Genomic DNA, 24824 nt, shown 5'->3' on the forward strand with positions numbered 1-24824 from the left:
CTCATGGCCAACGTCGTACGTGCCGCCCTGGTCCAGGCCACCTGGACCGGCGACACCGAGTCCATGCTGGCGAAACACGAGGAGCACGCCCGCGAGGCGGCCCGGCGGGGCGCGAGGATCATCGGGTTCCAGGAGGTCTTCAACTCCCCCTACTTCTGCCAGGTCCAGGACGCCGAGCACTACCGCTGGGCCGAGCGCGTGCCCGACGGGCCGACCGTCACCCGGATGCGGGAACTGGCCCGTGAGACCGGCATGGTGGTCGTCGCGCCGGTGTTCGAGGTCGAGCAGTCGGGGTTCTACTACAACACCGCCGCCGTGATCGACGCCGACGGCACCGTCCTCGGCAAGTACCGCAAGCACCACATCCCGCAGGTCAAGGGGTTCTGGGAGAAGTTCTACTTCAAGCCCGGCAACCTCGGCTGGCCCGTCTTCGACACCGCCGTCGGCAAGGTCGGCGTCTCCATCTGCTACGACCGTCACTTCCCGGAAGGGTGGCGCCAACTCGGCCTCAACGGAGCCCAGTTGGTCTACAACCCGTCCGCCACGCACCGCGGACTCTCGTCCCACCTGTGGCAGCTGGAACAGCCGGCCGCGGCCGTCGCCAACGAGTACTTCGTCGCCGCGATCAACCGCGTGGGCCGGGAGGAGTACGGGGACAACGACTTCTACGGCACCTCGTACTTCGTCGACCCCCGTGGACAGTTCGTCGGCGACGTCGCCAGCGACAGCGAGGAGGAACTCGTGGTCCGCGACCTCGACCTCGGCCTCGTCGAGGAGGTGCGGCAGCAGTGGGCCTTCTACCGCGACCGCCGGCCCGACGCCTACGAAGGGCTGGTGCGGCCGTGACCGACGACCTCCTGGGCCGCCACCGCTCCGTGCTCCCCGACTGGCTCGCCCTCTACTACGAGGAGCCGATCGAGATCACCCACGGCGAGGGCCGCCACGTCTGGGACTCCGAGGGCAACCGGTACCTCGACTTCTTCGGCGGCATCCTCACCACCATGACCGCCCACGCCCTGCCCGAGGTGACGAAGGCGGTCGCCGAGCAGGCCGGGCGGATCATCCACTCCTCCACCCTCTACCTCAACCGGCACATGGTGGAACTCGCGGAACGCGTCGCCCGGTTGAGCGGCATCCCGGACGCCCGCGTCTTCTTCACCACCTCCGGCACCGAGGCCAACGACACCGCCCTGCTGCTCGCCACCGCCCACCGGCGCAGCAACACCGTCCTGGCGATGCGCAACAGCTACCACGGCCGCTCCTTCGGCGCCGTCGGCGTCACCGGCAACCGCGGATGGTCCCCGACCGGACTGTCCCCGCTGCAGACCCTGTACGTGCACGGAGGCGTGCGCACCCGCGGCCCGTACGCCACGCTCGGCGACGACGAGTTCGTCGCGGCCTGCGTCGACGACCTCAAGGACCTGCTCGGCCACACGCGTCCGCCCGCGGCCCTGATCGCCGAGCCGATCCAGGGCGTCGGCGGCTTCACCTCACCGCCCGACGGACTGTACGCGGCGTTCCGCGAAGTCCTGCACGCGCACGGGGTGCTGTGGATCTCCGACGAGGTGCAGACCGGCTGGGGCCGCACCGGCGAACACTTCTGGGGCTGGCAGGCGCACGCCCGAAGCGGCCCGCCCGACATCGTGACCTTCGCCAAGGGCATCGGCAACGGCATGTCCATCGGCGGCGTCGTCGCCCGCGCCGAGATCATGAACTGCCTGGACTCCCAGAGTATTTCGACGTTCGGCGGCACCCAGGTCACCATGGCCGCCGGCCTGGCCAACCTCACCTACCTCCTCGAACACGACCTCCAGGGCAACGCCCGGCGGGTCGGCGGCCTGCTCATCGAACGCCTGCGGGCCGTCGCCGCCCAGGTGCCCGCCGTCCGCGAGGTCCGCGGGCGCGGGCTGATGATCGGCGTCGAGCTGACCGTACCGGGCACCGACGAGGCCGACCCCCGGACCGCCTCCGCCGTGCTGGAGGCCGCCCGCCGGGGCGGACTGCTCCTCGGCAAGGGCGGCGGCCACAACACCAGCGTCCTGCGCATCGCCCCGCCCCTGTCCCTCACCGTCGCGGAGGCCGAGGAGGGCGCCGCCATCCTCGAACAGGCTCTGCGGAGCCTGCGGTAGCGGCCGACGCCCGCCCCGGCCGCCCGCGTCCCCGCGGGGGCGAAGCCCTCGAGGGGCGCGGGGCCGGGATCGACGTGCGGCCACCGCCGCACGGGCGCGACCAGCCACCGACGACCCGCACCTTTCGACCACGACCCAGCGGAGCGTGCACGCATGAGCCGTACCGTCATCCGTGGTGGCCTCGTCATCACCGCCTCCGACGAACTCCACGCCGACATCCTGATCGAGGACGGCCGCATCACGGCCCTCGCCGCCTCGGGCACCCCGGCCGCCGAGGCCTTCACCGCCCCGACGTTCACCGCGGACCGGACCCTCGACGCCACCGGGAAGTACGTCCTGCCGGGCGGCGTCGACGCCCACACCCACATGGAGCTGCCGTTCGGCGGCACCTTCGCCTCCGACACCTTCGAGACCGGTACCCGGGCCGCCGCCTGGGGCGGTACGACGACCGTCGTCGACTTCGCCGTGCAGAGCGTCGGCCACTCCCTGCGCGAGGGACTGGACACCTGGCACGCCAAGGCCGAGGGCAACTGCGCCGTCGACTACGGCTTCCACATGATCGTCTCCGACGTGAACCCGGGCACCCTCGGGGAGATGGACCGGCTGGTCGAGGAGGGCGTCACCTCCTTCAAGCAGTTCATGGCCTACCCCGGCGTCTTCTACAGCGACGACGGACAGATCCTGCGCGCCATGCAGCGCTCCGCGGAGAACGGCGGTCTGATCATGATGCACGCCGAGAACGGCATCGCGATCGACGTCCTCGTCGAGCAGGCCCTGGCCCGCGGCGAGACGGACCCCCGCCACCACGGCGAGGTCCGCAAGGCCCTGCTGGAGGCCGAGGCCACCCATCGCGCCATCCGCCTCGCCCAGGTCGCCGGTGCCCCGCTGTACGTCGTCCACGTCTCCGCGACGGAGGCGGTCGCCGAACTGGCACGCGCCCGCGACGAGGGCCTGAACGTCTTCGGCGAGACCTGCCCGCAGTACCTGTTCCTGTCCGCCGACAACCTCGCCGAGCCGGACTTCGAGGGCGCCAAGTACGTGTGCAGCACGCCCCTGCGGCCGAAGGAGCACCAGGCCGCGCTGTGGCGGGGCCTGCGCACCAACGACCTCCAGGTGGTCTCCACCGACCACTGCCCGTTCTGCTTCACCGGCCAGAAGGACCTCGGCCGCGGCGACTTCTCCAGGATCCCCAACGGTCTGCCGGGCGTCGAGAACCGAATGGACCTGCTCCACCAGGCAGTTGTCGACGGGCACCTCACCCGCCGTCGCTGGATCGAGATCGCCTGCGCCACCCCGGCCCGCATGTTCGGCCTGTACCCGAAGAAGGGCACCATCGCACCCGGCGCCGACGCCGACGTCGTGATCTACGACCCGCACGCCGAGCAGGTCATCTCCGCCGGGACCCACCACATGAACGTCGACTACTCGGCCTACGAGGGCAGGCGCGTCACCGGCCGCGTCGAGACCGTCCTCTCGCGAGGTGAACCCGTCATCACCGAGCGGGAGTACACCGGCCGCGCGGGCCACGGCGTCTACACCCCGCGGTCCACCTGTCAGTACCTCACCTAGGAGCAGTGCGAATGGACTTCGGACTCGTTCTGCAGACCGACCCGCCGGCCTCGCGGGTCGTCGACCTGATGAAGCGCGCCGAACAGGCCGGCTTCACCCACGGCTGGACCTTCGACTCCGCCGTGCTCTGGCAGGAGCCCTTTGTCATCCACAGCCAGATCCTCGCCCACACGACGACGCTCACCGTCGGCCCGATGGTCACCAACCCGGGCACCCGTGCCTGGGAGGTCACCGCCTCCACCTTCGCCACCCTCAACGACATGTTCGGCAACCGCACCGTCTGCGGCATCGGCCGGGGCGACTCCGCGATGCGGGTCGCCGGCCGCGCACCCAACACCCTGGCCCGCGTGAGCGAGGCCATGAAGGTCATCCGCACCCTCGCCGAGGGCGGGGAGGCCGACCTCGGCGGCGGCACCGTCGTCCGCTTCCCCTGGATCGGGGAGGGCTCCCGCCTCCCCGTGTGGATGGCCGCGTACGGGCCGAAGGCGCTGAGGACGGCCGGGGAGGAGGCCGACGGGTTCATCCTCCAGCTCGCCGACCCCTACCTCACCGAGACCATGGTCAAGGCCGTCAAGGACGCCGCCGTCGCCGCCGGGCGCGACCCCGCCGAAGTGACCGTCTGCGTCGCCGCACCGGCCTACGTCACCGAGGACGACTCCTCCGAGGCCCTCGCCCACGCGCGTGAACAGTGCCGCTGGTTCGGCGGGATGGTCGGCAACCACGTCGCCGACCTGGTCACCCGGTACGGTGCCGACAGCGGCGTCGTCCCGCACGAGCTGACCGACTACATCGCCTCCCGCCAGGAGTACGACTACGCCCACCACGGCCGCAGCGGCAACCCCGACACCGCGTTCGTGCCCGACCGGATCGTGGACCGGTTCTGCCTGATCGGCACGGTGGAGCAGCACGTCGGGAAGCTGAAGGCGCTCCGCGCCCTGGGGGTCGACCAGTTCGCCGTCTACGACATGCACGATGCCCCGGAAACCGTGATCGACGTGTACGGGACCCACGTGATCCCGGCGGTCAACGCCTGACCCGGGCCCGCCCGACCCGACCCGGCCCGCGCGGGCCGGGTCAGGCCCTGCCGTCGAGCAGTGCCGCCACCGCCTCCTTGGCGGCCTTGATGGCGCCCTTGTTGATCTCGTCCGTGGAGGGCGCCTTCTTCGACTCGAAGTCGCTGCCGTTGTACGTCACGACCACCAGCGCGTTGGAGGCGCGGGCCACCACCACGCCCTCACGGGTCTGCTGCTCGTCCTCGGTGGTGAGGTCCACGACCGAGTACCCGGCGTCACCGAGCCCGGGGACCTCGCCTCCGCCGCTCCGGTCCTTCAGCCGCCCCCGGTACGACTCCTCGGCCGCGTCGTCCGACGGGAGGACCTCGAAGGAGACGTCGAGCCAGCGGTACTCGTAGCCGTCGAGCGCGTTCCACGAACAGGTGCGGCGCAGCTCGGAGTCGGTGGACCTGATCTCCTTGCCGGCCGCCTTCGCCTTCGGCACAAGGGACTTGACGGTCTTCTCGGCGATGCTGTCGCAGGGCGCGGGGGCGGCGGTGTACGTCTTCGGCGCGGTCGTCGTCGGCGGGGCGGAGGCGGACTGCGATCCCGTCGCCCCGGTCGGCTTCTTCTCGGCGGCCTCCGGTTCGGACGACGGGCCGGACGACAGGGCCCAGCCCGCCGCGGCGAGGACGACCACCGGGGACAGGCGCGCGGTCAGGGCTATCGGCAGAGGAATGGAACGCACGTCGCACTTCTCGTGGGGGTCGGTGCGGAAGAGGGCCCGCACTGCGGACGGGACGCCAGTCTCACATGCTTCCCTGTGGGGCGGAAGCGCGAACTCGCTCCGTAGGTGCGGGGTGACGGGGAGCACCACCACGGGTGGCGCTTTGCCGTACTTCCCCTGGATTCGGGTGTTGTGCGGCGCCCTGTCGTCGGTCGTCGGGTGGGAGCCGGAGACCGCGGGCCACGAGGGCCCGCGGCCCGTCGGAGGGTCACGGCTTGCGGGCGAGGCCGCCGTGCTCGGCGATGACCGGCGCGTCGGCCGCGTCGGCGTCCGGACGCCACCGGGTGACCGGGACGACGCCGGGCTCCAGGAGCTCCAGGCCGTCGAAGAACGAGGTGATCTCGTCGACGGTGCGCAGGTTGTACGGCACGGCGCCGCTCTCGTTGTAGCCGTCCTGGGCCTGCTCGAAGCCCGGGTCGATGCCCCGTGAGCCGTCGTTGACGGACAGGTGGCTGCCGGACGGCAGCGCGTCCATCAGCCGCGTGACGACGGAGCGCGCCTCGTCGTGGTCGGCGATGTGGCCCAGGATGTTGCTGAGGATGAGGGCGGTGGGGCGGGAGAAGTCCAGCGTCCGGGCGGCGGCTTCCAGGACGCGCTCCGGGGTCAGCACGTTGGAGTCGACGTAGGCGGTCGCCCCCTCGGGGGTGGAGTAGAGCAGGGCGCGGGCGTGCGCCAGGACCATCGGGTCGTTGTCGACGTAGACGATCCTGCTCTCCGGGGCGAGGCGCTGGGCGACCTCGTGTGTGTTGTCGGCGGTCGGCAGACCCGTCCCGATGTCCAGGAACTGCCGGATGCCGGCCTCGGTGACCAGGTACGTGATGGTGCGCCGCAGGAAGGCCCGGCTGCTGCGGGCGATGGTCACGATGCCGGGGAAGACGGCGGTGTACGCGTCGCCGGCCTCCTCGTCGACGGGATAGTTGTCCTTGCCGCCCAGCCAGTAGTTCCAGATCCGGGCCGAATGCGGCACCGAGGAGTCGATCTTCTGGTGTGCGGCGGTTCCGGGTGTCGTCTCGGGGTCGCTCATGGGTACGGTCCGTCTCTCAGCCGAGGCAGGCGTGGTCAGCCGGCAGGTGTGTCACACCACAACTTACGTCCCAACGGTGTTGTTGCGCAGTTCAGTTCGTTTCTCCGGCCGTTTGTCCGAAGGGGTGCGGGCGTGGCGCGGAATCCGCCCGCCCGCGCCACGGCGGAATCCGCCCGCCCGAGCCGCACCGGGCCCGGACGGGACGAGGCCCGCGCGGCCGTCGCGGACCTCAGGCCGGCTGCCACATGCGGGCGAGTGCCGTCGGGGTGAGGAGCCGGTCCGGCGGTCCCTGGCCGGCCAGGCGGCCGTCGCGGAGCAGCAGGCAGGTGTCCGCCGAGCGCGCCGCGTCCAGGTCGTGGGTGGCGTGGACGAGGGTCACTCCGTCGGCCACCAGCTCCGTCAGCAGGGCCGCCGTGCGCTCCCTGGCCTCGGGGTCGAGGCCGGTGGTCGGCTCGTCCAGCAGGAGCAGGTCCGACTCCTGGGCCAGGCCCTGCGCCATGAGCGTGCGCTGCCGCTGCCCGCCGGAGAGCTCGCCGAGCTGGCGGGCAGCGAGCGCCGTGATGCCGAGCCGCTCCATCGCCTCGTCCACCACAGTCCGGTCGCGCCGCGTGAGCCGGCGCCACGGTCCCCGCTCGCCCCAGCGGCCCATCTCCACGGTCTGCCGGACCGTCAGCGGAAGCGTGTCACCGACGGCCCCGCGCTGCGGGACGAACGCCGGGGGCCGGGTCCCGGCGTGCCGGACCTCTCCCGCTGTGGGGCGGATCACTCCGGCCAGCACTCCGAGCAGTGTGGACTTCCCGCTGCCGTTCGGGCCGATCAGTGCGGTGACAGCCAACGCTGGTATCGCGCCGTCGAGTTGGTCGAGCACGGGGTGGCCGGGGTAGCCCGCGGAGAGTCCGGTGAAGCGGACGCGGGGCGGTGTCCGGCCCTCGGCGACGGGGGAGACGGCTTTATTGAACATGGTTGTCATTGTAGTGTGCTCGCCATGGAGTGGTTGACAGGCCCTTTCGAGGTGACCTTCGTGCAAAGGGCCCTGTGGGGCGGGATGCTGGTGTCGGCGATCTGCGCCCTGGCGGGCACCTGGGTGGTGCTCAGAGGCATGGCCTTCCTCGGCGACGCCATGTCGCACGGACTGCTGCCCGGAGTCGCGCTCGCCGCGCTCCTGGGCGGCAACCTGCTGGTGGGGGCGCTGCTGAGCGCGGCCGTGATGACGGCCGGCGTCACGGCCCTCGGGCGTACCCCACGACTGTCCCAGGACACCGGGATCGGCCTGCTCTTCGTCGGGATGCTGTCGCTCGGCGTCATCATCGTCTCGCGCTCGCAGTCCTTCGCTGTGGACCTGACCGGGTTCCTCTTCGGCGACGTCCTCGCCGTCCGGGAACAGGACCTGGTCCTGCTGGGAGGGGCACTGCTGCTGGCGCTGACGGTCTCGGCTCTCGGCCACCGCGCCTTCCTCGTCCTGGCGTTCGACCCGCGCAAGGCCCGCACCCTCGGTCTGCGTCCGCGCGTCGCCCACGCCGTGCTGCTGGGCCTGCTGGCGCTGGCCATCGTCGCCTCCTTCCACATCGTGGGGACGCTGCTGGTCCTGGGCCTGCTCATCGCCCCGCCGGCGGCGGCACTGCCGTGGGGGCGCAGTGTGCGGGCGGTGATGGCGATCGCGGCACTGCTCGGCGCGGCCGCCACCTTCTTCGGCCTGCTGCTCTCCTGGCACCTGAGCACCGCGGCCGGCGCGACCGTCTCGGCCCTCGCGGTGGGCCTGTTCTTCCTCTCCCACCTCGCATCGGGCCTCCGCCACCGGCGGCAACGCCGCCGCCCCGAGCCGCAGACCTGACCCGAAGCCCCGGCCCGAATCCAAGACCCGATCCAGAAACCCGATGGAGTCGATCCCCTTGCCCCTCCGAGGAAACGTCACTGCCGGGGTGTCCGCGCTCCTGGCCCTCGCGCTGCTCGCCACAGGCTGCTCGGACGGCCGGGACGGCGCCGCCTCCGCCCCGCCGGCGAGCCCGTCGGCCACCACCCCGCACGGATACGTCGAAGGGGCGCAGGAGAAGGCCGAGCAGCAGACCAGGCTGCTCCTCAACGACCCGAGCGGCGGTGACACCCGCGTCCTCGACCTGATCACCGGAGAGTCGCACGAGGTCTCCCGGGCGCCGGACACCTCGGCCCTCACCACGGACGGCCGGTTCGGCCACCTCCACGGCGCGGACGGCACGCGCGTCCTGGACACCGGTGCCTGGACGGTGGACCACGGCGACCACGTGCACTACTACCGCACGGCGATACGCGGCGTGGGCCGCCTCTCCGACGGCCCCCGCACCCGCGTCCGCAGCGACGCCGCCGTGACCGTCGTGACCCACGGCGACGGCCGGGCCGAGATCCACCGCAGGGCCGACCTGGAGGCGGGGACCCTCGGCACCCCCCGCCCGCTGCCCGGGACGCACACCGGCGCCGTCGTGCCGTACGAGGAACACCTGCTGACCCTCACCGACGACACGGAGGGCACCCCGAAGGTCGCGGTGTACGACCGCGAGGGCGAGCGCGTCGCGGCACCGGACGCCACGTGCGAAGAACCGCGGGGCGACGCCGTCACCCGGCGGGGAGCCGTCCTCGGCTGCGTCGACGGAGCCCTGCTGGTCCGCGCGGACGACGGCACGTTCACCGCGGAGAGGATCCCGTACGGTGCGGGCGTTCCCGAGCGGGAACGGGCCACGGACTTCCGCCACCGGGCCGGCAGCGACACGCTCACGGCGCCGGCCGGAGACCGGGCCGTATGGGTCCTGGACGTCACGGAGCGCACCTGGACCCGGGTGGAGACCGGCCCCGCCGTCGCCGCCAACACCGCGGGCGAGGGCTCACCCCTGCTCGTCCTTCGCACCGACGGGGTCCTGTACGGCTACGACATCGCCACCGGCGAGCAGGTGTCCCGGACGAAGCCGCTGCTGAAGGACGTACCCGGCACCGGACCGGACGCGACGACGCCCCGGCCCGTCATCGAGGTCGACCGCAGCCGCGCCTACCTCAACGACCCGGCGGGCAAGCGCGTGTACGAGATCGACTACAACGACGACCTGCGCATCGCGCGCACCTTCGACCTCGACATCGAACCGGCCCTGATGGTGGAGACCGGCCGATGACGACGACACCGAAGCGCGCCGTCCTGCGGCTGCGCCGCCTGCTCCTCACCCTGCTCGCCCTCGCCGGCACGGCCACCGCGTGCGCGACCGGCGACGACCGGCCCCGGGTCGTGGTGACGACGAACATCCTCGGCGACATCACCCGGGAGATCGTCGGCGACGAGGCCGACGTCACGGTGCTGATGAAACCGAACGCCGACCCGCACTCCTTCGGGCTGTCGGCCGTGCAGGCCGCCGAGCTGGAGCGGGCCGACCTCGTGGTCTTCAACGGGCTGGGCCTGGAGGAGAACGTACTGCGGCACGTGGAGGCCGCCCGGGAGGCGGGAACCGCCACGCTCGAGGCCGGCAGGGCGGTGGACCCGCTCGTCTTCCGGGCGCCGGCCGACGGCGGCCCCCAGGCGGACGCCGGGCAGCCCGACCCGCACTTCTGGACCGACCCCGACCGGGTGCGCACGGCCGCCGGCCTGATCGCCGACCGGGTCGTCGAGCACGTGGAGGGAGTGGACGAGGAGGCGATCCGCGCCAACGCCGACCGCTACGACGGACGACTCGCCGACCTGACCGCCTGGATGGAACGCTCCTTCGACCGCATACCCGAGCAGCGGCGCGCGCTGGTGACCAACCACCACGTCTTCGGCTACCTCGCCGAACGCTTCGGCTTCAGGACGGTCGGCGCGGTCGTACCGAGCGGTACGACGCTGGCCTCGCCCAGCTCCTCGGACCTGCGCTCGCTCACCGAGGCCATGCGCGAGGCCGGAGTGCGGACCGTCTTCACGGACTCCTCCCAGCCCACCCGGCTGGCCGAGGTCCTGCGCACGGAACTGGGCGGCCGGGTCCGGGTCGTCGCGCTGCACTCCGAGTCGCTGACCGAGAAGGGCAAGGGCGCCGGCACCTACCTGCAGATGATGCGCGCCAACACCACCGCCATGACGGACGGCCTGACCGCCGGCTGACCCCGCGCACCAGCCCTCGTTTTCGAACACCCCACCCCGAAGCCGCGCCCGCGCGGCCGGAAAGGAACACGCACAGTGAGCAAGTCGACACGCGCCGGAGCCCTCGCGGGGACGGCCCTCGCCCTGGCGGTCTCCGCCGTCCTGACCGCCTGCGGAGGCGGCCAGAGCTCCTCGTCCGACGCGAAGACGGAGAAGGCGTCGAAGGGCACCCCGGGCGCCGGGGCCGCCACGGTCGAGGATCCGCTGGTCGCCACCTTCGACGGCGGCCTGTACATCCTGGACGGCGAGACCCTGAAGCTCGCCTCGACGATCGAGCTGCCCGGCTTCAACCGCGTCAACCCCGCCGGTGACGACTCCCATGTCTTCGTCTCCACCGACTCCGGCTTCCGGGTCCTCGATGCCGCCGGGCAGACCCTCACCGACATCACGTACGAGGGCGCCGAGCCGGGACACGTCGTACGGCATGCCGGCAAGACGGTCCTGTTCACCGACGGCACGGGCGAGGTCAACGTCCTCGACCCCGCGGGCCTCGCCGGCGGCGAGAAGCCCGAGGGCCGTAGGTACACCTCCGCCGAACCGCACCACGGCGTCGCCATCGAGCTGGGCAACGGCGAACTCCTCACCACCGTGGGCACCGAGGAGAAGCGCACCGGCGCCCTCGTCCTCGACCGGAACGACAAGGAGATCGCGCGCAACGAGAAGTGCCCCGGCGTCCACGGCGAGGCCGCCGCCCAGGGCGAGGCCGTCGCCGTCGGCTGCGAGGACGGCATCCTGATCTACAAGGACGGCGAGTTCACCAAGGTCGACGCCCCCGACGACTACGGCCGCATCGGCAACCAGGCCGGCAGCGACGCCTCCCCGGTCCTGCTGGGCGACTACAAGACCGACCCGGACGCCGAGCTGGAGCGGCCGACGCGCGTGTCCCTGATCGACACCGGGACGGCGGAACTGCGCCTGGTCGACCTCGGCACCAGCTACTCCTTCCGTTCGCTGGGCCGGGGACCCCACGGCGAGGCGCTCGTCCTCGGTACGGACGGCGCCCTGCGCGTGATCGACCCGGAGACGGGCAAGGTCGGGAAGAAGATCCCCGTCGTGGGCGCGTGGCAGGAGCCGCTCGACTGGCAGCAGCCGAGGCCCACCCTCTTCGTCCGCGACCACACCGCGTACGTCTCCGAACCGGGCACGCGCGAACTGCACGCCGTGGACATCGAAACGGGCGAGAAGGTCGCCTCCATGACCCTGCCGAAGAGCACCAACGAACTCTCCGGCGTCGTCGCGGGTCACTGACCTCCCGGCCGGTCGCCCCCGGCGGGCCACCGCGCGCCCGGCGCGCCGGCCCGCCGGGGCCTCCACGGTTTCGGCCGCGCGGTGCCCGGCCGCACCCGGGCACCGCCGGTAACGGGACAGAGGCGTTGATTAAACGTTTCCTCCAGGGGCACTGGGTCCTGAGTCCTCGTGAGAACAGCGTGCAGGGTGCGCTTCAACCGGATGCGTGAGGTGAGCCGATGCCAGGTCTGCTGGGAACGTACAACCTGGGCGGTCGGATGATGGCGCCGCGAGGCGTCTACGCGCCTCAGGAGGACACGCTGCTGCTGCGGGAGGCTCTGGAACGTGAGGCGGTCGGCCCCGGCACGGAGGTCCTGGACGTCGGAACGGGATCGGGTGTGCTCGCCCTCGCCGCAGCACGGCGGGGAGCACGCGTGTCGGCGGTCGACCGCACCCGCCGCGCCGTGCTCACCACCCGCGTGAACGCGGCGATCGCCGGACTGAGGGTCGACGTCGTCCGGGGGGATCTCCTGACCCCCGCCGCCGGACGGCGCTTCGACCTCATCCTCAGCAATCCGCCGTACGTGCCCGCTCCGGACGCCGCACCACCCCGGCGGGGCTCGGCCAGAGCCTGGGACGCCGGTCACGACGGCCGCCTCCTCGTCGACCGTCTGTGCGACGGAGCGGCGGACCTGCTGCGGCCCCGCGGGGCCGTGCTGCTGGTGCACTCGGCCCTGTGCGGGGTCTCCGCCACCCTGGAGCGTCTGGAGCGGTCAGGCCTGCGGGCCGAGGTGACCGATCGGCGCCGCGTGCCCTTCGGCCCGGTGCTGTCGGCACGCAGGAAGTGGCTGACGGGCCGCGGTCTGATCGCGCCCGACGACGAGAAGGAAGAGCTGGTGATCATCCGTGCCGACCGCATCCGGTGACAGGCCGCACCGCGTGACGCCGACGAAGGACGGACCGGTACTCCTGGAGGGGCCGGTCGAAGTGACCCTCGACGACGGGAGCACGGTCACGTCGGACCGTTTCGTGGTGGCCCTGTGCGCCTGCCGGCGCAGCAGGACCTACCCGTGGTGCGACACCAGCCACCGCCGCAGGGTCAGGGACTCCGCCGGCCGGGGCCCGCACACCGGGCGCCCCGCGGCCGGCCAGGACGAGTCGGCACGACGTGCCGGTCCGGACGCCGGACGCACCGCCGACGAGACCGCTGCCAGGATCGCCGACCCGAGTGGTGAGGCCGCAGAGTGAAGACAGTCCAGGAGCCCCATGCCCCGCTGACCGGACCCGCCCTGCCGGCGGGCCGTGGCGACCTCAGCCACGGAGTCGTCCGTGCGCTGCGCAGCGACCCCGGCGACGAGATCCGCCTGCCGTCACGCGGGGCGGCCGACGAGGCCGACCCGTACGGAGAGGACCTCCACCTCGCGCTCTACCTCTGCTACGAACTGCACTACCGCGGATTCCACGACGTCGATTCCGCCTGGGAGTGGAATCCGGGACTGCTCGGGCTGCGCGCCGGTCTGGAACGCCGCTTCCTGGACGCGCTGCGCGCGGACACCGGGCGCGGCACCGGGCGCGGCACCGGCCTCGAGGACGCGTTCGCCGGGATCCTCGTCGAGCCCGTGGAGGCCGGTGGTCTTTCGGGCCGCCTCCGGGACGAAGGGGAACTGTGGCAGCTGCGTGAGTACGCGGCCCAGCGCTCGCTCTACCACCTCAAGGAAGCCGATCCGCACGCCTGGGTGATACCCCGGCTGCGGGGCAGGGCGAAGGCGGCCATGGTCGCTGTCGAGTTCGACGAGTTCGGTGCCGGGCAGGCGGCACGGATGCACTCACGGCTCTTCGCGGACCTCATGAGGGACCTGGACCTGGACACGACGTACGGCCGGTACGTCGACGTGGCGACGGCGGAGATGCTGGCGATCGTCAACCTGATGTCGGTGTTCGGCCTGCACCGCGCTCTGCGCGGCGCGCTGGTGGGACACTTCGCCGCCGTCGAGGTCACCTCGTCGCCGGCCTCCCGCCGGCTGGCCGAGGCGATGCGCCGCACGGGTGCCGGCGAGGCGGCCGTGCACTTCTACGCCGAGCACGTGGAGGCCGACGCCGTCCACGAACAGGTCGTCCGCCGCGACGTGGTGGGCGGGCTCCTGGAGGAGGAGCCGTGGCTGGAGGCGGACGTGGCGTTCGGCATCCACGCCACCGATCTGCTGGACGCGCGCCTGGCCGAGAAGACACTCACCGCCTGGCACGACGGACGTACCAGTCTGCGCGGACCGCTCTGACCCGTCCGGCGGTCCGGGGCGCCCCGGTCCCGGACACGTCACCCGTTGCGAGGACGGCCGGCCCGCGTCCGACAGGCGGCGGATCCCCGGGATGCGTGCAAAAGTGGAGGAACAGGGGGATGAGCCGCGACAGGCTGGGCACCAGGACTACCACCAGTGAGCCCACCGTGACCCTGGAGGATCCATGGCTGAACGGCACCGGCTGATCGAACGCCCGCTGACGTCTGGGCGGTGCTCGCCGACGGCACGCGCTACGGCGACTGGGTGGTCGGCACGTCCGGGACACGGCCCGAGGCCGGCGTGTGGCCCCGCGTCGGCTCCAGCATCGCGTACACCGTTCATCTGGCGCCGTGGTCGGTGTCGGGGAGCACCGTCGTCCGTCGGTGCGAAGCGCCCTTCATCCTGGAGATGGAAGCCGACAGCGGATGGCTCGGCACCGCGCGGATCGCTCTCGAGGTACGGCCCTGGGGCGAGAACACACTGGTCACCATCAACGAGCATCCCCTGCGCGGACCGGGCGGGATGCTCCACAACACGCTCGTCGACGCCCTCGTCCAACTGCGCCACCGCAGCATGCTCGCCCGGCTGGCCGACGTCGTCGAGCACTCCCCGCGGCGGCCCTCCGCCGTGATCTTACCCCGGCGGCTGCCCCCGTCCACGCCCCCGCGGTGCTTTCCGCGGCGATCCCGCACGACCAGGAGGATCCATGACCCGCGCTGTCGCACTCGTCTGCACACTCACCCCCTCACCCGCCCCTTCCAGCAGTCACCACCTCGCCGGGCAGGTGATGTCGGAACTCGCCGGCCTCGGTGTGGAGGGCGAGACGGTCCGCGTCGCCGACCACGACATCCGGCCGGGGGTCGCCCGCGACATGGGCGACGGAGACGACTGGCCCGGGCTGTGGGAGAAGGTGATGGCCGCCGACATCGTGCTCCTGGCCACCCCGATCTGGCTCGGCCACCCCTCCAGCCTCTGCCAGCGCGTCCTGGAACGCCTGAACGCCGACATCTCGGAGACCGACGAGCAGGGGCGCCGGCTGTTCGGCGGCAAGGTCGGCCTGGTCGCCGTCGTGGGCAACGAGGACGGTGCGCACAAGGTGAGCGCGGATCTCTTCCAAGGGCTCAACGACCTCGGGTTCTCGCTGTCGCCGGGTGCGGTGACCTACTGGGTCGGTGAAGCCCAGCAGGGCACGGACTACCAGGACCTGGAGGCGACCCCCGACGCCGTGGCCGCCACCACCAAGGCCCTGGCAGCCAACGCCGTGCACCTGGCGAAACTCCTCGAGGAAGCGCCCTACCCCCCGAGTTGAGCCCTCGTGGGCACCGGTCCGGTACCGGGAGGCCGCGGCGACGGACAGAACCGCAGTAACAGACAGAACCGTGGCGACAGACAGGAGAAGCAGTCCATGGCCCAGAACGAGCCGCCCACGCCCCACCCCGCCGAGCAGCACCCGCAGCCCGAGTTCGCCCAGCAGGACCAGGCCCACCCCGGCTGGACCGGGCCGATGGATCCGCCGCCGGACCACGGCGAGGAGACGTACCGCGGTTCCGGCGTCCTGACCGGGCGCAGGGCGCTGATCACCGGCGGGGACTCCGGCATCGGCCGGGCGGTCGCCCTCGCCTACGCCCGTGAGGGCGCGGACGTCCTTCTCACGTATCTGCCCGAGGAACAGGACGAGGCCCGCACGACCGTCGGACTGGTCGAGGACGCCGGCCGGCGCGCCGTCGCGGTCGAATGCGACATCCGCGTGGAGGAGGCGTGCCGGAGCCTCGTCGACCGGGCCGTCGAGGAATTCGGCCGCATCGACATCCTCGTCAACAACGCCGCCTACCAGATGTCCCAGCCCGAAGGCATCGCGGCCATCAGCACCGAACAGTTCGACCGGGTGGTGCGCACCAATCTGTACGGCATGTTCTGGCTCTCCAAAATGGCCCTCCCGCACATTCCGGCCGGTGGCAGCATCATCAACTCGGCCTCCGTCCAGGGCTACAAGCCCAGCCCCCACCTGCTGGACTACGCCATGACGAAGGGCGCGATCGTCACCTTCACCCAGGGGCTCGCGCAGATGCTGGCCAAGGACGGCATCCGCGTCAACGCGGTCGCACCCGGGCCCGTCTGGACACCGCTGATTCCCGCGACGCTCCCGGACACCCAGGAGTTCGGGAAGCAGTCACCGCTCGGCCGGCCCGCCCAGCCGGCCGAGATGGCGCCCGCCTACGTCTTCCTGGCCTCCCCGCAGGCGAGCTACATCACCGGCGAGATCGTCAACGCGACCGGCGGCACCCCGCTGCCGTGACGGACCGGTACGAGCACGGGCGCGGCGGTGTCCGAGGCATGCGTACCAGGGCGGCGGGCCGCTCGCCCGCCGGCAGGACAGGAGAACCATGAACGAGAACCCGGACGGACCCCGAAGCCCCGACCCGTTCCACCGCCGGCCCGACGGCGCCACCGACACCACGGTGAAGGCCCTGGGCGCGCTCTCGGAGGCGCTGGAGACCGTGGAACGGGCCCGGGGCAGCCTCTACGCCTTCCACCAGCTGACCGGTGGTGCGGACCTGAAGCTGGACGAGGCGCTGGAGCACCTGCGCGCCGGGGGTCACCATGCCCAGGCCGACCGGCTGCAGCACGACATCGTGGGCCGGAACGTCATTCCCGGGCACTGGACCTTCGAGATCGTCGAGGAGTACAACACCCACTACTACCGGCCCTTCGCAGAGGCCGAGGCCCGCATCCGGAGCGAACTTCTCGAGGGGCGCGAGCACGTGTACGAGGCGGAGATGAAGGAAGCCCGCCGCACCCCCGGGCAGACCCCGTGAGCGCACGGCGGGCATAGGACCGGAGTACCGGCCCTCCGGTGGTGCCGGTGGTGCCGGCGGGAGGGGGAGCCGGGTTCACGGGCCCTGTGGATCGACGCCGGTCCTCGCGGAGGCGTCCGTGGTGCCGCTGGGGCGCTGGGAGCGGCCCCTGGGCCCCGTGTCCCGCCGGCCCTTCTCGTCGTTGCGGGCGTGCTCCTCGCCGCGTGCGCTGTCGCTCTTCACCGTCTCGCCCGGCACGGACTTCGTCTCTTCCTCGGACCTGGTCCGTCCCGGCCCCTTCCCGCCGCCGTGCTCGGCTGTGCGGAAGGAGCGGCGGGCACTGGGGTTCTCCTGCTGGTGCGTCTCGTCCACGTCGGGAGACCAGCCGTGCTGCGAGGTCCCCTGGTGACGGCTCGGGCCCTTCCCCCGGGGTGGCTCGGACGCGGGTGGTTTCTTCGCCATGACCGACCTGCCTTCGGCGAGGGCGATGCCTTTGCGCCGCCCCATGGGAGAATTGTCCACCTTCAGGCGCTAGGTGTATGTGGCATCCGTCCGGGCCCGTCGCACGTGCGGACCGGTGTTCGGCCGGGCGCGTGAGTGAGGCGGCGGGCGTCCGGCCTGTCATGGGACTCGCGCCGGCCTGTGGTGAGCATGCCCTTCCCCCGGAGCGCTTCCCCCGGGCCGCTTCCCGGGTGCGCGACGGCGGGCAGGAGGCGTGTGCCGGGGGGCGAGCGGCCGGGCCGCGGTGCCGGGGCGTGGAGGCCCTCCGCCGGCTGCCCGCGTACTGGACGGTGCTCGGGTGCGTTCTCCCGGCTTCCCGGGGCTTCTCTGAATAACCATCAGCATGCCTCTGACGCAGGCGACTTGGGCCGCGACCCAGCACCACGGCGGTCGGCGTGTGGCACGCGCAGGCGATCGTGGAGGCTTGGCGAACGATCCTGCGGCCACACGGAGGACGAGGTGGCCATGTCGAATACGAAGAACACGTCCGAATCGCAAAATTCACAACAGAGTTCACGGAAGTCGCAGAATTCGTCACGAAGTTCTCGGAACTCGACCGAGGGCGACAGCAAGCAGACGGGCGACACCCCTGCGAAGGAGCGTCGGCCGAGTCCGATGGAGGTGCTGCGTCAGGCGCGCGACCAGTTCGCGGAGCTCACCGGCCTGACCGTCGAATCCGTGTCGTCCTTCGGACAGACGGAGGCGGGCTGGACGCTGGAGGTCGAGGTTCTCGAGCTCGAGCGGGTGCCCGACACGATGAGCCTGCTGGCGAGTTACCAGGTGGAGATCGACTCCCAGGGGCAGCTCGCAGGTTACCGGCGCGTCAGGCGCTATGAGAGGGGCCGGGCCGACGTGCGCGGTTCCGGCGGCCGCTAGGGGCCCGGTGCGGAAGCGGCGCCTGCCGTGCGACGCCCGGCACGCGCTCTCGCCGCACCGGACGCCGCGCGGCCGCCCTCCGGGCGACGACGCCACTTCCGCGACAGGCCCTGGGCCACTCGACCGGAGAAGCAACCACACCGACGAACACGATGGAGGAACACCGGGCATGACTGTCGTACCGGCACAACAGACCAGCGGTGGAGGCGGCAGCAGCGGCCTCTACGACGTGCTCGAGCTCGTTCTGGACAGGGGGCTCGTCATCGACGCATTCGTGCGTGTCTCCCTGGTCGGCATCGAGATCCTGAAGATCGACGTCCGCGTCGTCGTCGCCAGCGTGGACACCTGCCTGCGCTTCGCCGAGGCGTGCAACCGGCTCGACCTGGAGGCCGGGCCCCGCAAGGACCCGGGCCTGCCCGACCTGGTCGGGGAGATGACCGAGTCCGGCGCTCGCGGCAAGTCCAAGGGGGCGCTGTCCGGCGCCGCCGAGACCATCTCCGACGCGTTCAAGCAGGCCCGGGACGAGAACGACTCCGAACGCGAGACGGCATCGCGTCCGCGTGCCCGCAAGGCCGCCCCCTCGCGTCGTAAGGAGGAGCAGGAGTGAGTACGTACATCTACGGCATCGTCGCCGACGCGCACCCCTCGCTCCCCGAGGGCCTGGGCGGTGTGGGCGACCCGCCGGGCGAGGTGCGGATCCTCGAGGAGAGCGGGCTGGCGGCCGTCGTCAGTGACGCGCCCGAGGGGCTGCGCCCCAAGCGCAAGGAACTGCTCGCCCATCAGCACGTGCTGAGCGAGGTGGGCGCGGCCGGCTGCGTGCTGCCCATGCGCTTCGGCAGCGTCGCCACCGACGACAAGGCGGTCACCGACGTGCTCGCGGAGCGCGCCGAGCACTACAAGGAGCGCCTGAGGGAGCTGGACGGCCGGGTCGAGTACAACGTCAAGGCCAGGAGGCCCAGGACGAGAACGACTCCGAACGCGAGACGGCATCGCGTGATGGCCGACAGCCCGGAACTCCGTGCCCTGATGGAGGCCAACCGGCAGGCGGACGGCGGAAGTTACGAGAGCAAGATCCAGCTCGGCGAGATGGTCGCCACCGCCGTCAAGGGCCAGGAGGCCCAGGACGCCACCGCACTGGAGCGCGCCCTGGAGCCGACCGCCCACGCGGTGAGCGTGGGTCCCGAGTCCACCGGCTGGCTGGCCAACGTGTCGTACCTGGTGGACCGGGAGGCGGCCCAGGAGTTCCTCACCGCCGTGGACCGGGTGCGCGAGGAGATGCCGCACCTGGAGGTGCGGGTGAACGGCCCGCTGCCGCCGTACAGCTTCGTCGAACCCGGTCCGTCCGAGCCCGCGGGCACGATGGCCGGTGGTACGGACGCCGGCTCGGGGTGACCACGTGGGACTGATCACGGAGGTCCTGATGCTGCCGTTCGCCCCGGTGCGCGCCAGCGCCTGGGTCATCGGACAGGTGGTGGACGAGGCCGAGCGGATCTACTACGACCCCGCTACCGTCCGGGCCGAACTGTCTGCTCTGGAAAAGCGGTTGGAGGCGGGGGAGATCACCGAGGAGGAGTTCGACCGGCTGGAGGACGAGCTGTTGGACCGGCTGGAGATCGCTTCGCGCAGCAGCGCGGGATTGGGCAACGGTACGGCACCATGAATCGAGTGGGACTTGGCCTCGCGGTAGGGGCCGGCTATCTGCTGGGACGTACGAAGAAACTGAAACTCGCGGTCGCCGTGGGCGCGATGGTGGCCGGCAAGAAGATGAACCTGACCCCGAAGGGCATAGCGGAACTGGTCACCACGCAGCTGCAGAACAACCCGCAGTTCAAGGAGATCGGGGATCAGCTGCGCACGGATTTCCGGGGCGTGGGCAAGGCGGCCTCGGGCGCCCTGGTCGAGCGGCAGATCGACGCGCTCGCCGACCGTCTGCACGGGCGCACCGCCCAGGTGCGCGACCAGCTCTCCGGCGTGACGTCCCAGGTGCGGGGCGCGGGGTCCGGCCGCTCCCGTGACTCCGAGGCCTCGGAGGACTCGGAGTCGCGCGCGGAGTACGAGGACGAGCAGGCGGAGGAGCAGGGCGGCCGCGACGAGCGGCGCGGGGAACGACGCGAGCCGAGAGGTGAGCGGGCCGCGGAGAAGACCGCGGCGCGAGCACCCGCGAAGAAGGCACCCGCGAAGAAGGCGGCGGCCAAGAAGACGGCCGGGACCAGGAGCGCCGCCCGAGCGGCCGGAGCCCGGCAGTCGAAGGGCGGTGGTGAGCGATGAGCGGCACGCTCGGTTCCGCGGCCTCCACGGCGGGCAGCGCGGCGAAGAAGAACCCGCTCACCGACGTGGCCGGGAGCGAGGCCGCCGACCGTCTCAAGTCGGAGGTCCAGGACTACCTCGCCGCCCAGGCCCAGCGGTTGCTGACCGGCGCCGGCCGCAAGCTCGGCGAGACCACCGGCAAGCTCAACGACATGGCTGAGGGCAACAGCCCCGGTTTCGCGAAGCTCGCCCTCGACAGCGGACGCAAGCTCACCGAGGGCAAGAGCCCGGTGCGGGCCGCGTTCGAGGTCGGCGCCTCCAAGGTGAAGGACAACGTGGTCGGCGCCGTCAAGAACCTCGGCGGCGGCAAGGGCAGGCGCAAGGGCGGCGGGGGCCAGAAGCCGACCGTCATCATCGAGTACGCCGACGTCGGCGTACCGCTGCGCACGGCCTACGACCAGTGGACCCAGTACCAGGACTTCAGCACCTTTGCCAAGGGCGTCAAGAGCGCGAGCCACGCCGACGACACGTCCTCCGACTGGCAGATGAAGGTCTTCTGGTCCAACCGCAGCTGGAAGGCGAAGACCACCGAGCAGGTACCCGACGACCGGATCTCCTGGACGTCGGAGGGAGCCAAGGGCACGACCAAGGGCGTCGTCAGCTTCCACCGGCTCGCCGACAACCTCACCCGCGTGGTCCTGGTCATCGAGTACTACCCCAAGGGCCTGTTCGAGAAGACCGGCAACCTCTGGCGCGCCCAGGGCCGCCGGGCCCGCCTCGACCTGAAGAACTACGTCCGCCACATCACCCTCAAGGGCGAGGCCGACGACGGCTGGCGCGGCGAGATCCGCGACGGCGAGGTCGCCCGCAGCCACGAGGACGCCGTCGCGGAGGAGCAGGAGAGCGAGGAGCGGGAGGCGGAAGGGGCGCACGAGGACGACGAGGAAGCTCCGTACGCCGAGGAGGAGGGCGATGCGGAGGCCGAGTACGAGGAGGAGCTTGAGGGCGACCCCGAGGAGGAGCCCGAGCCCGAGTACCAGGAGGAGCCCGAGGGCGAGTACGAGGAGGAGCTTGAGGGCGAGCCGGAGGCCGAGTACGAGGAGGGCGAGGAAGCCCGCGAGGACGAGGACGCGCCCCGTGACGAGTACGTGGACGCCGGCCGCGGGAGCCGTCGATGACCACCCCCAGCCGACTGCCCGACTCCTATGGCCAGGGACAGGGCGCCAACCTCGCCGACATCCTGGAACGGGTGCTCGACAAGGGAGTCGTCATCGCGGGCGACATCCGGATCAACCTGCTCGACATCGAGCTGCTCACCATCAAGCTGCGGCTCATCGTCGCCTCCGTCGACAAGGCCAAGGAAATGGGCATCGACTGGTGGGAGAGCGACCCCGCGCTCTCCTCGCGTGCCAGGCAGGACGAACTGACCCGTGAGAACGCCGAGTTGCGTGAACGCCTGCGCGAACTGGACGCGGGGCGCGTACCGAGGGAGGCACCATGACAGGGCTGCGCTACGTCTACGCGGTCTGCCGCCCCGGCGACGCGCCCCTCCCGGCCCTGCCGGCCGGGGTCGTGGGTGACCCGCCCCGGCTGCTGAACCACCACGACCTGGTCGCCGTGGTCGGTCAGGTGTCCGAGGACGACTTCTCCGAGGAGGTGCTGCGGGCCCGCCTGGAGGACCTGGACTGGCTCGCCGGGACCGCGCGGGCCCACCAGGAGGTCGTCGCCGCGCTGACCACCGCCACCCCCCCTGCCGCTCCGGCTGGCGACCGTCTTCCGGGACGACGACGGTGTACGGGCGATGATGGAGGAGCGCACGGAAGCCTTCCGGCGCACGCTGGACAGGCTGGACGGGCGCGTGGAGTGGGGCGTCAAGGTGTACGCCGAGACGGAGCCCGAGCGGCCGGCGGCCCCGGCGGAGCCTGCGGGAAAGCCCGCCACGGGCCGGGACTACCTGCGGCAGCGGCGCATGCGGACACGGGCGAAGGAGGACCTGTGGTCCAGGGCCGAACAGTTCGCGACAGGCCTGCACGGGACGCTGTCCTCCCGGGCCGACGACGCGCGGCTGCACGCGCCGCAGAACCCCGGCCTCTCCGGAGCCTCCGGCCAGAACGTCCTCAACGCCGCCTACCTGGTGCGGCGGGAGGTCTCCGAGGAGTTCGTGGACCTGGTGGACCGTACGAAGGACGACGGACCCGGAATGCGTGCGGAACTCACCGGCCCGTGGGCGGCGTATTCCTTCGCCGGTGACGAAACCGCCGACGCGGACACCCCGGGGGAGGGCCTGTGACGGTCGTCGAACGCCGTGAGATCGCCCTCGTGGACCTGCTCGACCGGCTGCTGGCCGGCGGGGTCGTCATCACCGGCGACGTCACGCTGCGCATCGCGGACGTCGACCTGGTCCGCATCGACCTCAACGCGTTGATCAGCTCGGTCAACCGCAATGTTCCGTCGCCGTTTGGGGATTGACGTGACCGACCGCCGCAAGAGCCTCGACCTCGAACCCGACACGGTCGAGCGGGACCTGATCAAGCTGGTGCTGACCGTGGTGGAGCTGCTGCGTCAGCTCATGGAGCGCCAGGCCCTGCGCCGCGTCGACGAGGGAGACCTGAGCGAGGAACAGGAGGAGCGGATCGGGCTCACCCTGATGCTCCTCGACGACCGCATGGCCGAGCTGCGCGACCGGTACGGCCTGCGGCCCGAGGACCTGAACCTCGACCTCGGGCCGCTGGGACCGCTGCTGCCCCGGGAGTGAGCCTCCCGGGGCAGCAGCCCCGTTCCCTCGCCCAGAACGGGATTCCCTCGCCCAGGACGGGACGCCCCGCGTCCCTTCAGCCGACCTCGTGCCCCCGCAGGGGTGCGGTGTCGGCGCCCGCGCCGTGCCGCAACCCGTCCAGGAACTCCCGCAGTACCTCCGTGGCGGCGTGTTCCGGTCGCCAGCCCAGCTCCGTGCGGGCACGGGAGCAGTCCATCAGGGGCAGCCGCAGGACCGCGTCGAAGAGGTGGGGCGAGGCGGGAAGGAGACGGAGTCCCCACCCGGCGGCGATGACGGACCGGGCCGCGGTACGGGGCAGCCGGAGCGGGCGCACGCCGAGCATCTCGGCGAGGAGGTCGCTGTCGACCACGGGATCGGCCGCGAGGTTGAAGGCGCCGCGGGCCTGATCCGAGTGCACGGCCAGCCGGTAGGCCCGGGCGGCGTCGTCCGTGTGCAGGACCTGCACGGTCAGGCCGGGGATGTCCGGGAGGAAGGGCAGCAGGCCGGGGCGGACCGCCGGGCCGGGGAGGAAGCGCCCGCCGAAGATGCGGCGCTGCTCGCTCGCCGACTCCCGCTTGAACAGGAACGCCGGGCGCATGCGCACGACCCGCACGTCGGTGTGATCGCGGGTGAAGACGTCCAGGGCCCGTTCCAGATATGCCTTCTCACGGCAGTAGGCGGCGTCCGGCCAGCCATGTGTCGGCCAGGACTCGTCGACGGCCCGGTCCTTGGGGCCGGGGGAGTAGGCGCCCACCGAGGAGGCGTGCAGGAGCGTCGGCACCCCCGCCGCGGCGACCGCCTCGAACACCTTCATGCTGCCGAGCACGTTGGTCCGCCAGGTGCTCGCCGGATCGTGCGTGGGCTGGAACGCCCACGCCAGATGCACCACGGCGGTCGCCCCGCGGAACACCTCCGTCGGGTCGGCCCGGTCGGACGCCAGATCGACGCTGTGCCACTCGGTCTTCGGCAGGATCAGACCGGGTTTCCGCCGGGCGACGCCCCGTACCCACTCGACCTGCGGGTCCTCGGACAGAAGACGCACGAGGCTCGTCCCCACGTTGCCGGTCGCGCCCGTGACCACCACCCTGCTGTCCACTGGGCCGGTCATCGGCAGCTCCTCTCAGCGACGGTTGTGACGCCCGCCGAGTACCCGGTCGCCGGAAACCCGCACGCTCCCGGCGGGCCCCGGTCCGCAGAGGCCGAGGAGGCCGCCCACGGGTGAGGGGACCTTCACCTCCCTCGCCCGGTACGGACGCCCGGGGACACAGGACGACCGACAGCCTCCCGGGGGAGCGGGGTGGCGAAGGGGGCCGTACCGGACTCCCGGATTCTTCCCGGGGCCCCTTCCGGGCCGCGTCGACACCGGCCGACGCGTGCGAACAGCGAGGTGAGAGGTCGTATGTTCACCGCCCGCCCCACCCTTCAGGGCCGGGCTTGACCGAAACCTTGCACGGAACTCGGCCGGAGTGCCCGTGGCCAGGTCTGTCTGGCAAGCCCTGAGCGTCCTGGAGGCGCCCGCC

The 24824-nt window shown here is 71.8% G+C and carries 28 protein-coding genes and 2 pseudogenes; 25 read left to right on the forward strand and 5 right to left on the reverse strand.

Annotated features, from left to right (window positions below; translation table 11 throughout):
- Positions 1-3: 3 nt before the first annotated feature.
- The 4 genes from TU30_RS03825 to TU30_RS03840 all read left to right on the forward strand — a co-directional run bounded on the left by TU30_RS03825 (position 4) and on the right by TU30_RS03840 (position 4732).
- A complete protein-coding gene (locus TU30_RS03825; protein ID WP_042164478.1) occupies positions 4-846 on the forward strand; it encodes a nitrilase-related carbon-nitrogen hydrolase in 843 nt (280 codons plus the stop codon).
- A complete protein-coding gene (locus TU30_RS03830; RefSeq protein WP_042164480.1) occupies positions 843-2129 on the forward strand; it encodes an aspartate aminotransferase family protein in 1287 nt (428 codons plus the stop codon). The genes TU30_RS03825 and TU30_RS03830 overlap by 4 nt, the downstream gene beginning before the upstream one ends.
- Before the next feature lie 153 nt (positions 2130-2282).
- Positions 2283-3698, forward strand: coding sequence for a dihydropyrimidinase (hydA, locus tag TU30_RS03835; protein WP_042164482.1), 1416 nt, complete (start codon positions 2283-2285; stop codon positions 3696-3698).
- Between the two features lie 11 nt (positions 3699-3709).
- Positions 3710-4732, forward strand: a complete 1023-nt coding sequence (locus TU30_RS03840) for a TIGR03842 family LLM class F420-dependent oxidoreductase (protein WP_042164485.1) — start codon at positions 3710-3712, stop codon at positions 4730-4732.
- 40 nt (positions 4733-4772) lie between these two features.
- Here TU30_RS03840 and TU30_RS03845 read toward each other — a convergent pair whose 3' ends face one another.
- The 3 genes from TU30_RS03845 to aztA all read right to left on the reverse strand — a co-directional run bounded on the left by TU30_RS03845 (position 4773) and on the right by aztA (position 7471).
- Positions 4773-5438 (reverse strand): hypothetical protein, encoded by a 666-nt coding sequence (locus TU30_RS03845; RefSeq protein ID WP_042164806.1) that lies wholly within the window; start codon positions 5436-5438, stop codon positions 4773-4775.
- Between the two features lie 247 nt (positions 5439-5685).
- The gene (locus tag TU30_RS03850) at positions 5686-6501 is read right to left on the reverse strand and encodes an SAM-dependent methyltransferase (protein ID WP_042164488.1); all 816 of its coding nucleotides are present in this window, start codon (positions 6499-6501) and stop codon (positions 5686-5688) included.
- A gap of 229 nt (positions 6502-6730) precedes the next feature.
- A complete protein-coding gene (gene aztA, locus TU30_RS03855; RefSeq protein ID WP_042164491.1) occupies positions 6731-7471 on the reverse strand; it encodes a zinc ABC transporter ATP-binding protein AztA in 741 nt (246 codons plus the stop codon).
- Between the two features lie 15 nt (positions 7472-7486).
- Between aztA and aztB the strand changes: the two genes are divergently transcribed.
- The 11 genes and pseudogenes from aztB to TU30_RS03910 all read left to right on the forward strand — a co-directional run bounded on the left by aztB (position 7487) and on the right by TU30_RS03910 (position 16946).
- Complete coding sequence (gene aztB / locus TU30_RS03860; RefSeq protein ID WP_042164493.1) at positions 7487-8332, forward strand: zinc ABC transporter permease AztB; 846 nt, start codon at positions 7487-7489, stop codon at positions 8330-8332.
- Between the two features lie 43 nt (positions 8333-8375).
- Positions 8376-9635 (forward strand): hypothetical protein, encoded by a 1260-nt coding sequence (locus TU30_RS03865; protein WP_042164494.1) that lies wholly within the window; start codon positions 8376-8378, stop codon positions 9633-9635.
- On the forward strand, positions 9632-10588 hold the full coding sequence (gene aztC / locus TU30_RS03870; protein WP_042164495.1) for a zinc ABC transporter substrate-binding protein AztC: 957 nt from the start codon (positions 9632-9634) through the stop codon (positions 10586-10588). The genes TU30_RS03865 and aztC overlap by 4 nt, the downstream gene beginning before the upstream one ends.
- Positions 10589-10663: 75 nt before the next feature.
- A complete protein-coding gene (aztD, locus tag TU30_RS03875) occupies positions 10664-11875 on the forward strand; it encodes a zinc metallochaperone AztD (protein WP_042164496.1) in 1212 nt (403 codons plus the stop codon).
- A gap of 218 nt (positions 11876-12093) precedes the next feature.
- Entirely contained in the window at positions 12094-12780 is a 687-nt protein-coding gene (locus tag TU30_RS03880; protein ID WP_042164498.1) for a HemK2/MTQ2 family protein methyltransferase, read from the forward strand.
- A gap of 13 nt (positions 12781-12793) precedes the next feature.
- Positions 12794-13102 carry a CDGSH iron-sulfur domain-containing protein gene (locus TU30_RS33605; RefSeq protein WP_176726140.1) on the forward strand — a complete coding sequence of 103 codons (309 nt, stop codon included), beginning with the start codon at positions 12794-12796 and terminating at the stop codon, positions 13100-13102.
- Positions 13099-14130, forward strand: coding sequence for an iron-containing redox enzyme family protein (locus TU30_RS03890; RefSeq protein WP_234307763.1), 1032 nt, complete (start codon positions 13099-13101; stop codon positions 14128-14130). Before TU30_RS33605 ends, TU30_RS03890 begins: the two co-directional genes overlap by 4 nt.
- Positions 14131-14394: 264 nt before the next feature.
- Positions 14395-14673 (forward strand): annotated as a pseudogene (locus TU30_RS38190) (SRPBCC family protein); the annotation flags it as partial.
- A 163-nt stretch (positions 14674-14836) separates the two neighbouring features.
- Complete coding sequence (locus tag TU30_RS03900) at positions 14837-15439, forward strand: flavodoxin family protein (protein ID WP_042164505.1); 603 nt, start codon at positions 14837-14839, stop codon at positions 15437-15439.
- A 96-nt stretch (positions 15440-15535) separates the two neighbouring features.
- Positions 15536-16426, forward strand: coding sequence for a glucose 1-dehydrogenase (locus TU30_RS03905; protein ID WP_042164507.1), 891 nt, complete (start codon positions 15536-15538; stop codon positions 16424-16426).
- An 88-nt stretch (positions 16427-16514) separates the two neighbouring features.
- Positions 16515-16946, forward strand: a complete 432-nt coding sequence (locus TU30_RS03910) for a hypothetical protein (protein WP_042164509.1) — start codon at positions 16515-16517, stop codon at positions 16944-16946.
- A 75-nt stretch (positions 16947-17021) separates the two neighbouring features.
- Here TU30_RS03910 and TU30_RS03915 read toward each other — a convergent pair whose 3' ends face one another.
- Positions 17022-17387: a hypothetical protein gene (locus tag TU30_RS03915; protein ID WP_042164814.1), complete on the reverse strand. Its 366-nt coding sequence runs from the start codon at positions 17385-17387 to the stop codon at positions 17022-17024.
- A 504-nt stretch (positions 17388-17891) separates the two neighbouring features.
- On the opposite strand from TU30_RS03915, the gene TU30_RS33615 reads away from it, so the two are divergent.
- The 10 genes and pseudogenes from TU30_RS33615 (at position 17892) to TU30_RS03965 (ending at position 23304) form a co-directional block, all read left to right on the forward strand.
- Positions 17892-18302, forward strand: a complete 411-nt coding sequence (locus tag TU30_RS33615; protein ID WP_078878108.1) for a gas vesicle protein — start codon at positions 17892-17894, stop codon at positions 18300-18302.
- Positions 18303-18471: 169 nt separating this feature from the next.
- Complete coding sequence (locus tag TU30_RS03925; RefSeq protein WP_042164515.1) at positions 18472-18909, forward strand: gas vesicle structural protein GvpA; 438 nt, start codon at positions 18472-18474, stop codon at positions 18907-18909.
- A complete protein-coding gene (locus TU30_RS03930) occupies positions 18906-19694 on the forward strand; it encodes a GvpL/GvpF family gas vesicle protein (RefSeq protein ID WP_042164518.1) in 789 nt (262 codons plus the stop codon). Before TU30_RS03925 ends, TU30_RS03930 begins: the two co-directional genes overlap by 4 nt.
- Positions 19695-19698: 4 nt before the next feature.
- Positions 19699-19962, forward strand: coding sequence for a gas vesicle protein GvpG (locus tag TU30_RS03935; protein ID WP_042164520.1), 264 nt, complete (start codon positions 19699-19701; stop codon positions 19960-19962).
- Complete coding sequence (locus tag TU30_RS03940; RefSeq protein ID WP_042164523.1) at positions 19959-20570, forward strand: hypothetical protein; 612 nt, start codon at positions 19959-19961, stop codon at positions 20568-20570. The genes TU30_RS03935 and TU30_RS03940 overlap by 4 nt, the downstream gene beginning before the upstream one ends.
- Positions 20567-21727: an SRPBCC family protein gene (locus TU30_RS03945; protein WP_042164526.1), complete on the forward strand. Its 1161-nt coding sequence runs from the start codon at positions 20567-20569 to the stop codon at positions 21725-21727. The genes TU30_RS03940 and TU30_RS03945 overlap by 4 nt, the downstream gene beginning before the upstream one ends.
- Positions 21724-22050 carry a gas vesicle protein gene (locus tag TU30_RS03950; protein WP_042164529.1) on the forward strand — a complete coding sequence of 109 codons (327 nt, stop codon included), beginning with the start codon at positions 21724-21726 and terminating at the stop codon, positions 22048-22050. The genes TU30_RS03945 and TU30_RS03950 overlap by 4 nt, the downstream gene beginning before the upstream one ends.
- Positions 22047-22839, forward strand: a pseudogene (locus tag TU30_RS03955) (GvpL/GvpF family gas vesicle protein). Before TU30_RS03950 ends, TU30_RS03955 begins: the two are co-directional and overlap by 4 nt.
- Positions 22836-23018: a gas vesicle protein gene (locus tag TU30_RS03960; protein ID WP_003972471.1), complete on the forward strand. Its 183-nt coding sequence runs from the start codon at positions 22836-22838 to the stop codon at positions 23016-23018. Before TU30_RS03955 ends, TU30_RS03960 begins: the two are co-directional and overlap by 4 nt.
- Before the next feature lies 1 nt (position 23019).
- Positions 23020-23304, forward strand: a complete 285-nt coding sequence (locus TU30_RS03965) for a gas vesicle protein K (RefSeq protein ID WP_042164534.1) — start codon at positions 23020-23022, stop codon at positions 23302-23304.
- Between the two features lie 76 nt (positions 23305-23380).
- Here the strand turns inward: TU30_RS03965 and TU30_RS03970 are convergent, their stop codons facing one another.
- Positions 23381-24412: an SDR family oxidoreductase gene (locus TU30_RS03970; protein ID WP_042164536.1), complete on the reverse strand. Its 1032-nt coding sequence runs from the start codon at positions 24410-24412 to the stop codon at positions 23381-23383.
- Positions 24413-24824: the final 412 nt, after the last annotated feature.

Source organism: Streptomyces sp. NBRC 110035, assembly GCF_000829695.1.
In the GTDB taxonomy this organism is placed as follows: Bacteria; Actinomycetota; Actinomycetes; order Streptomycetales; family Streptomycetaceae; genus Streptomyces.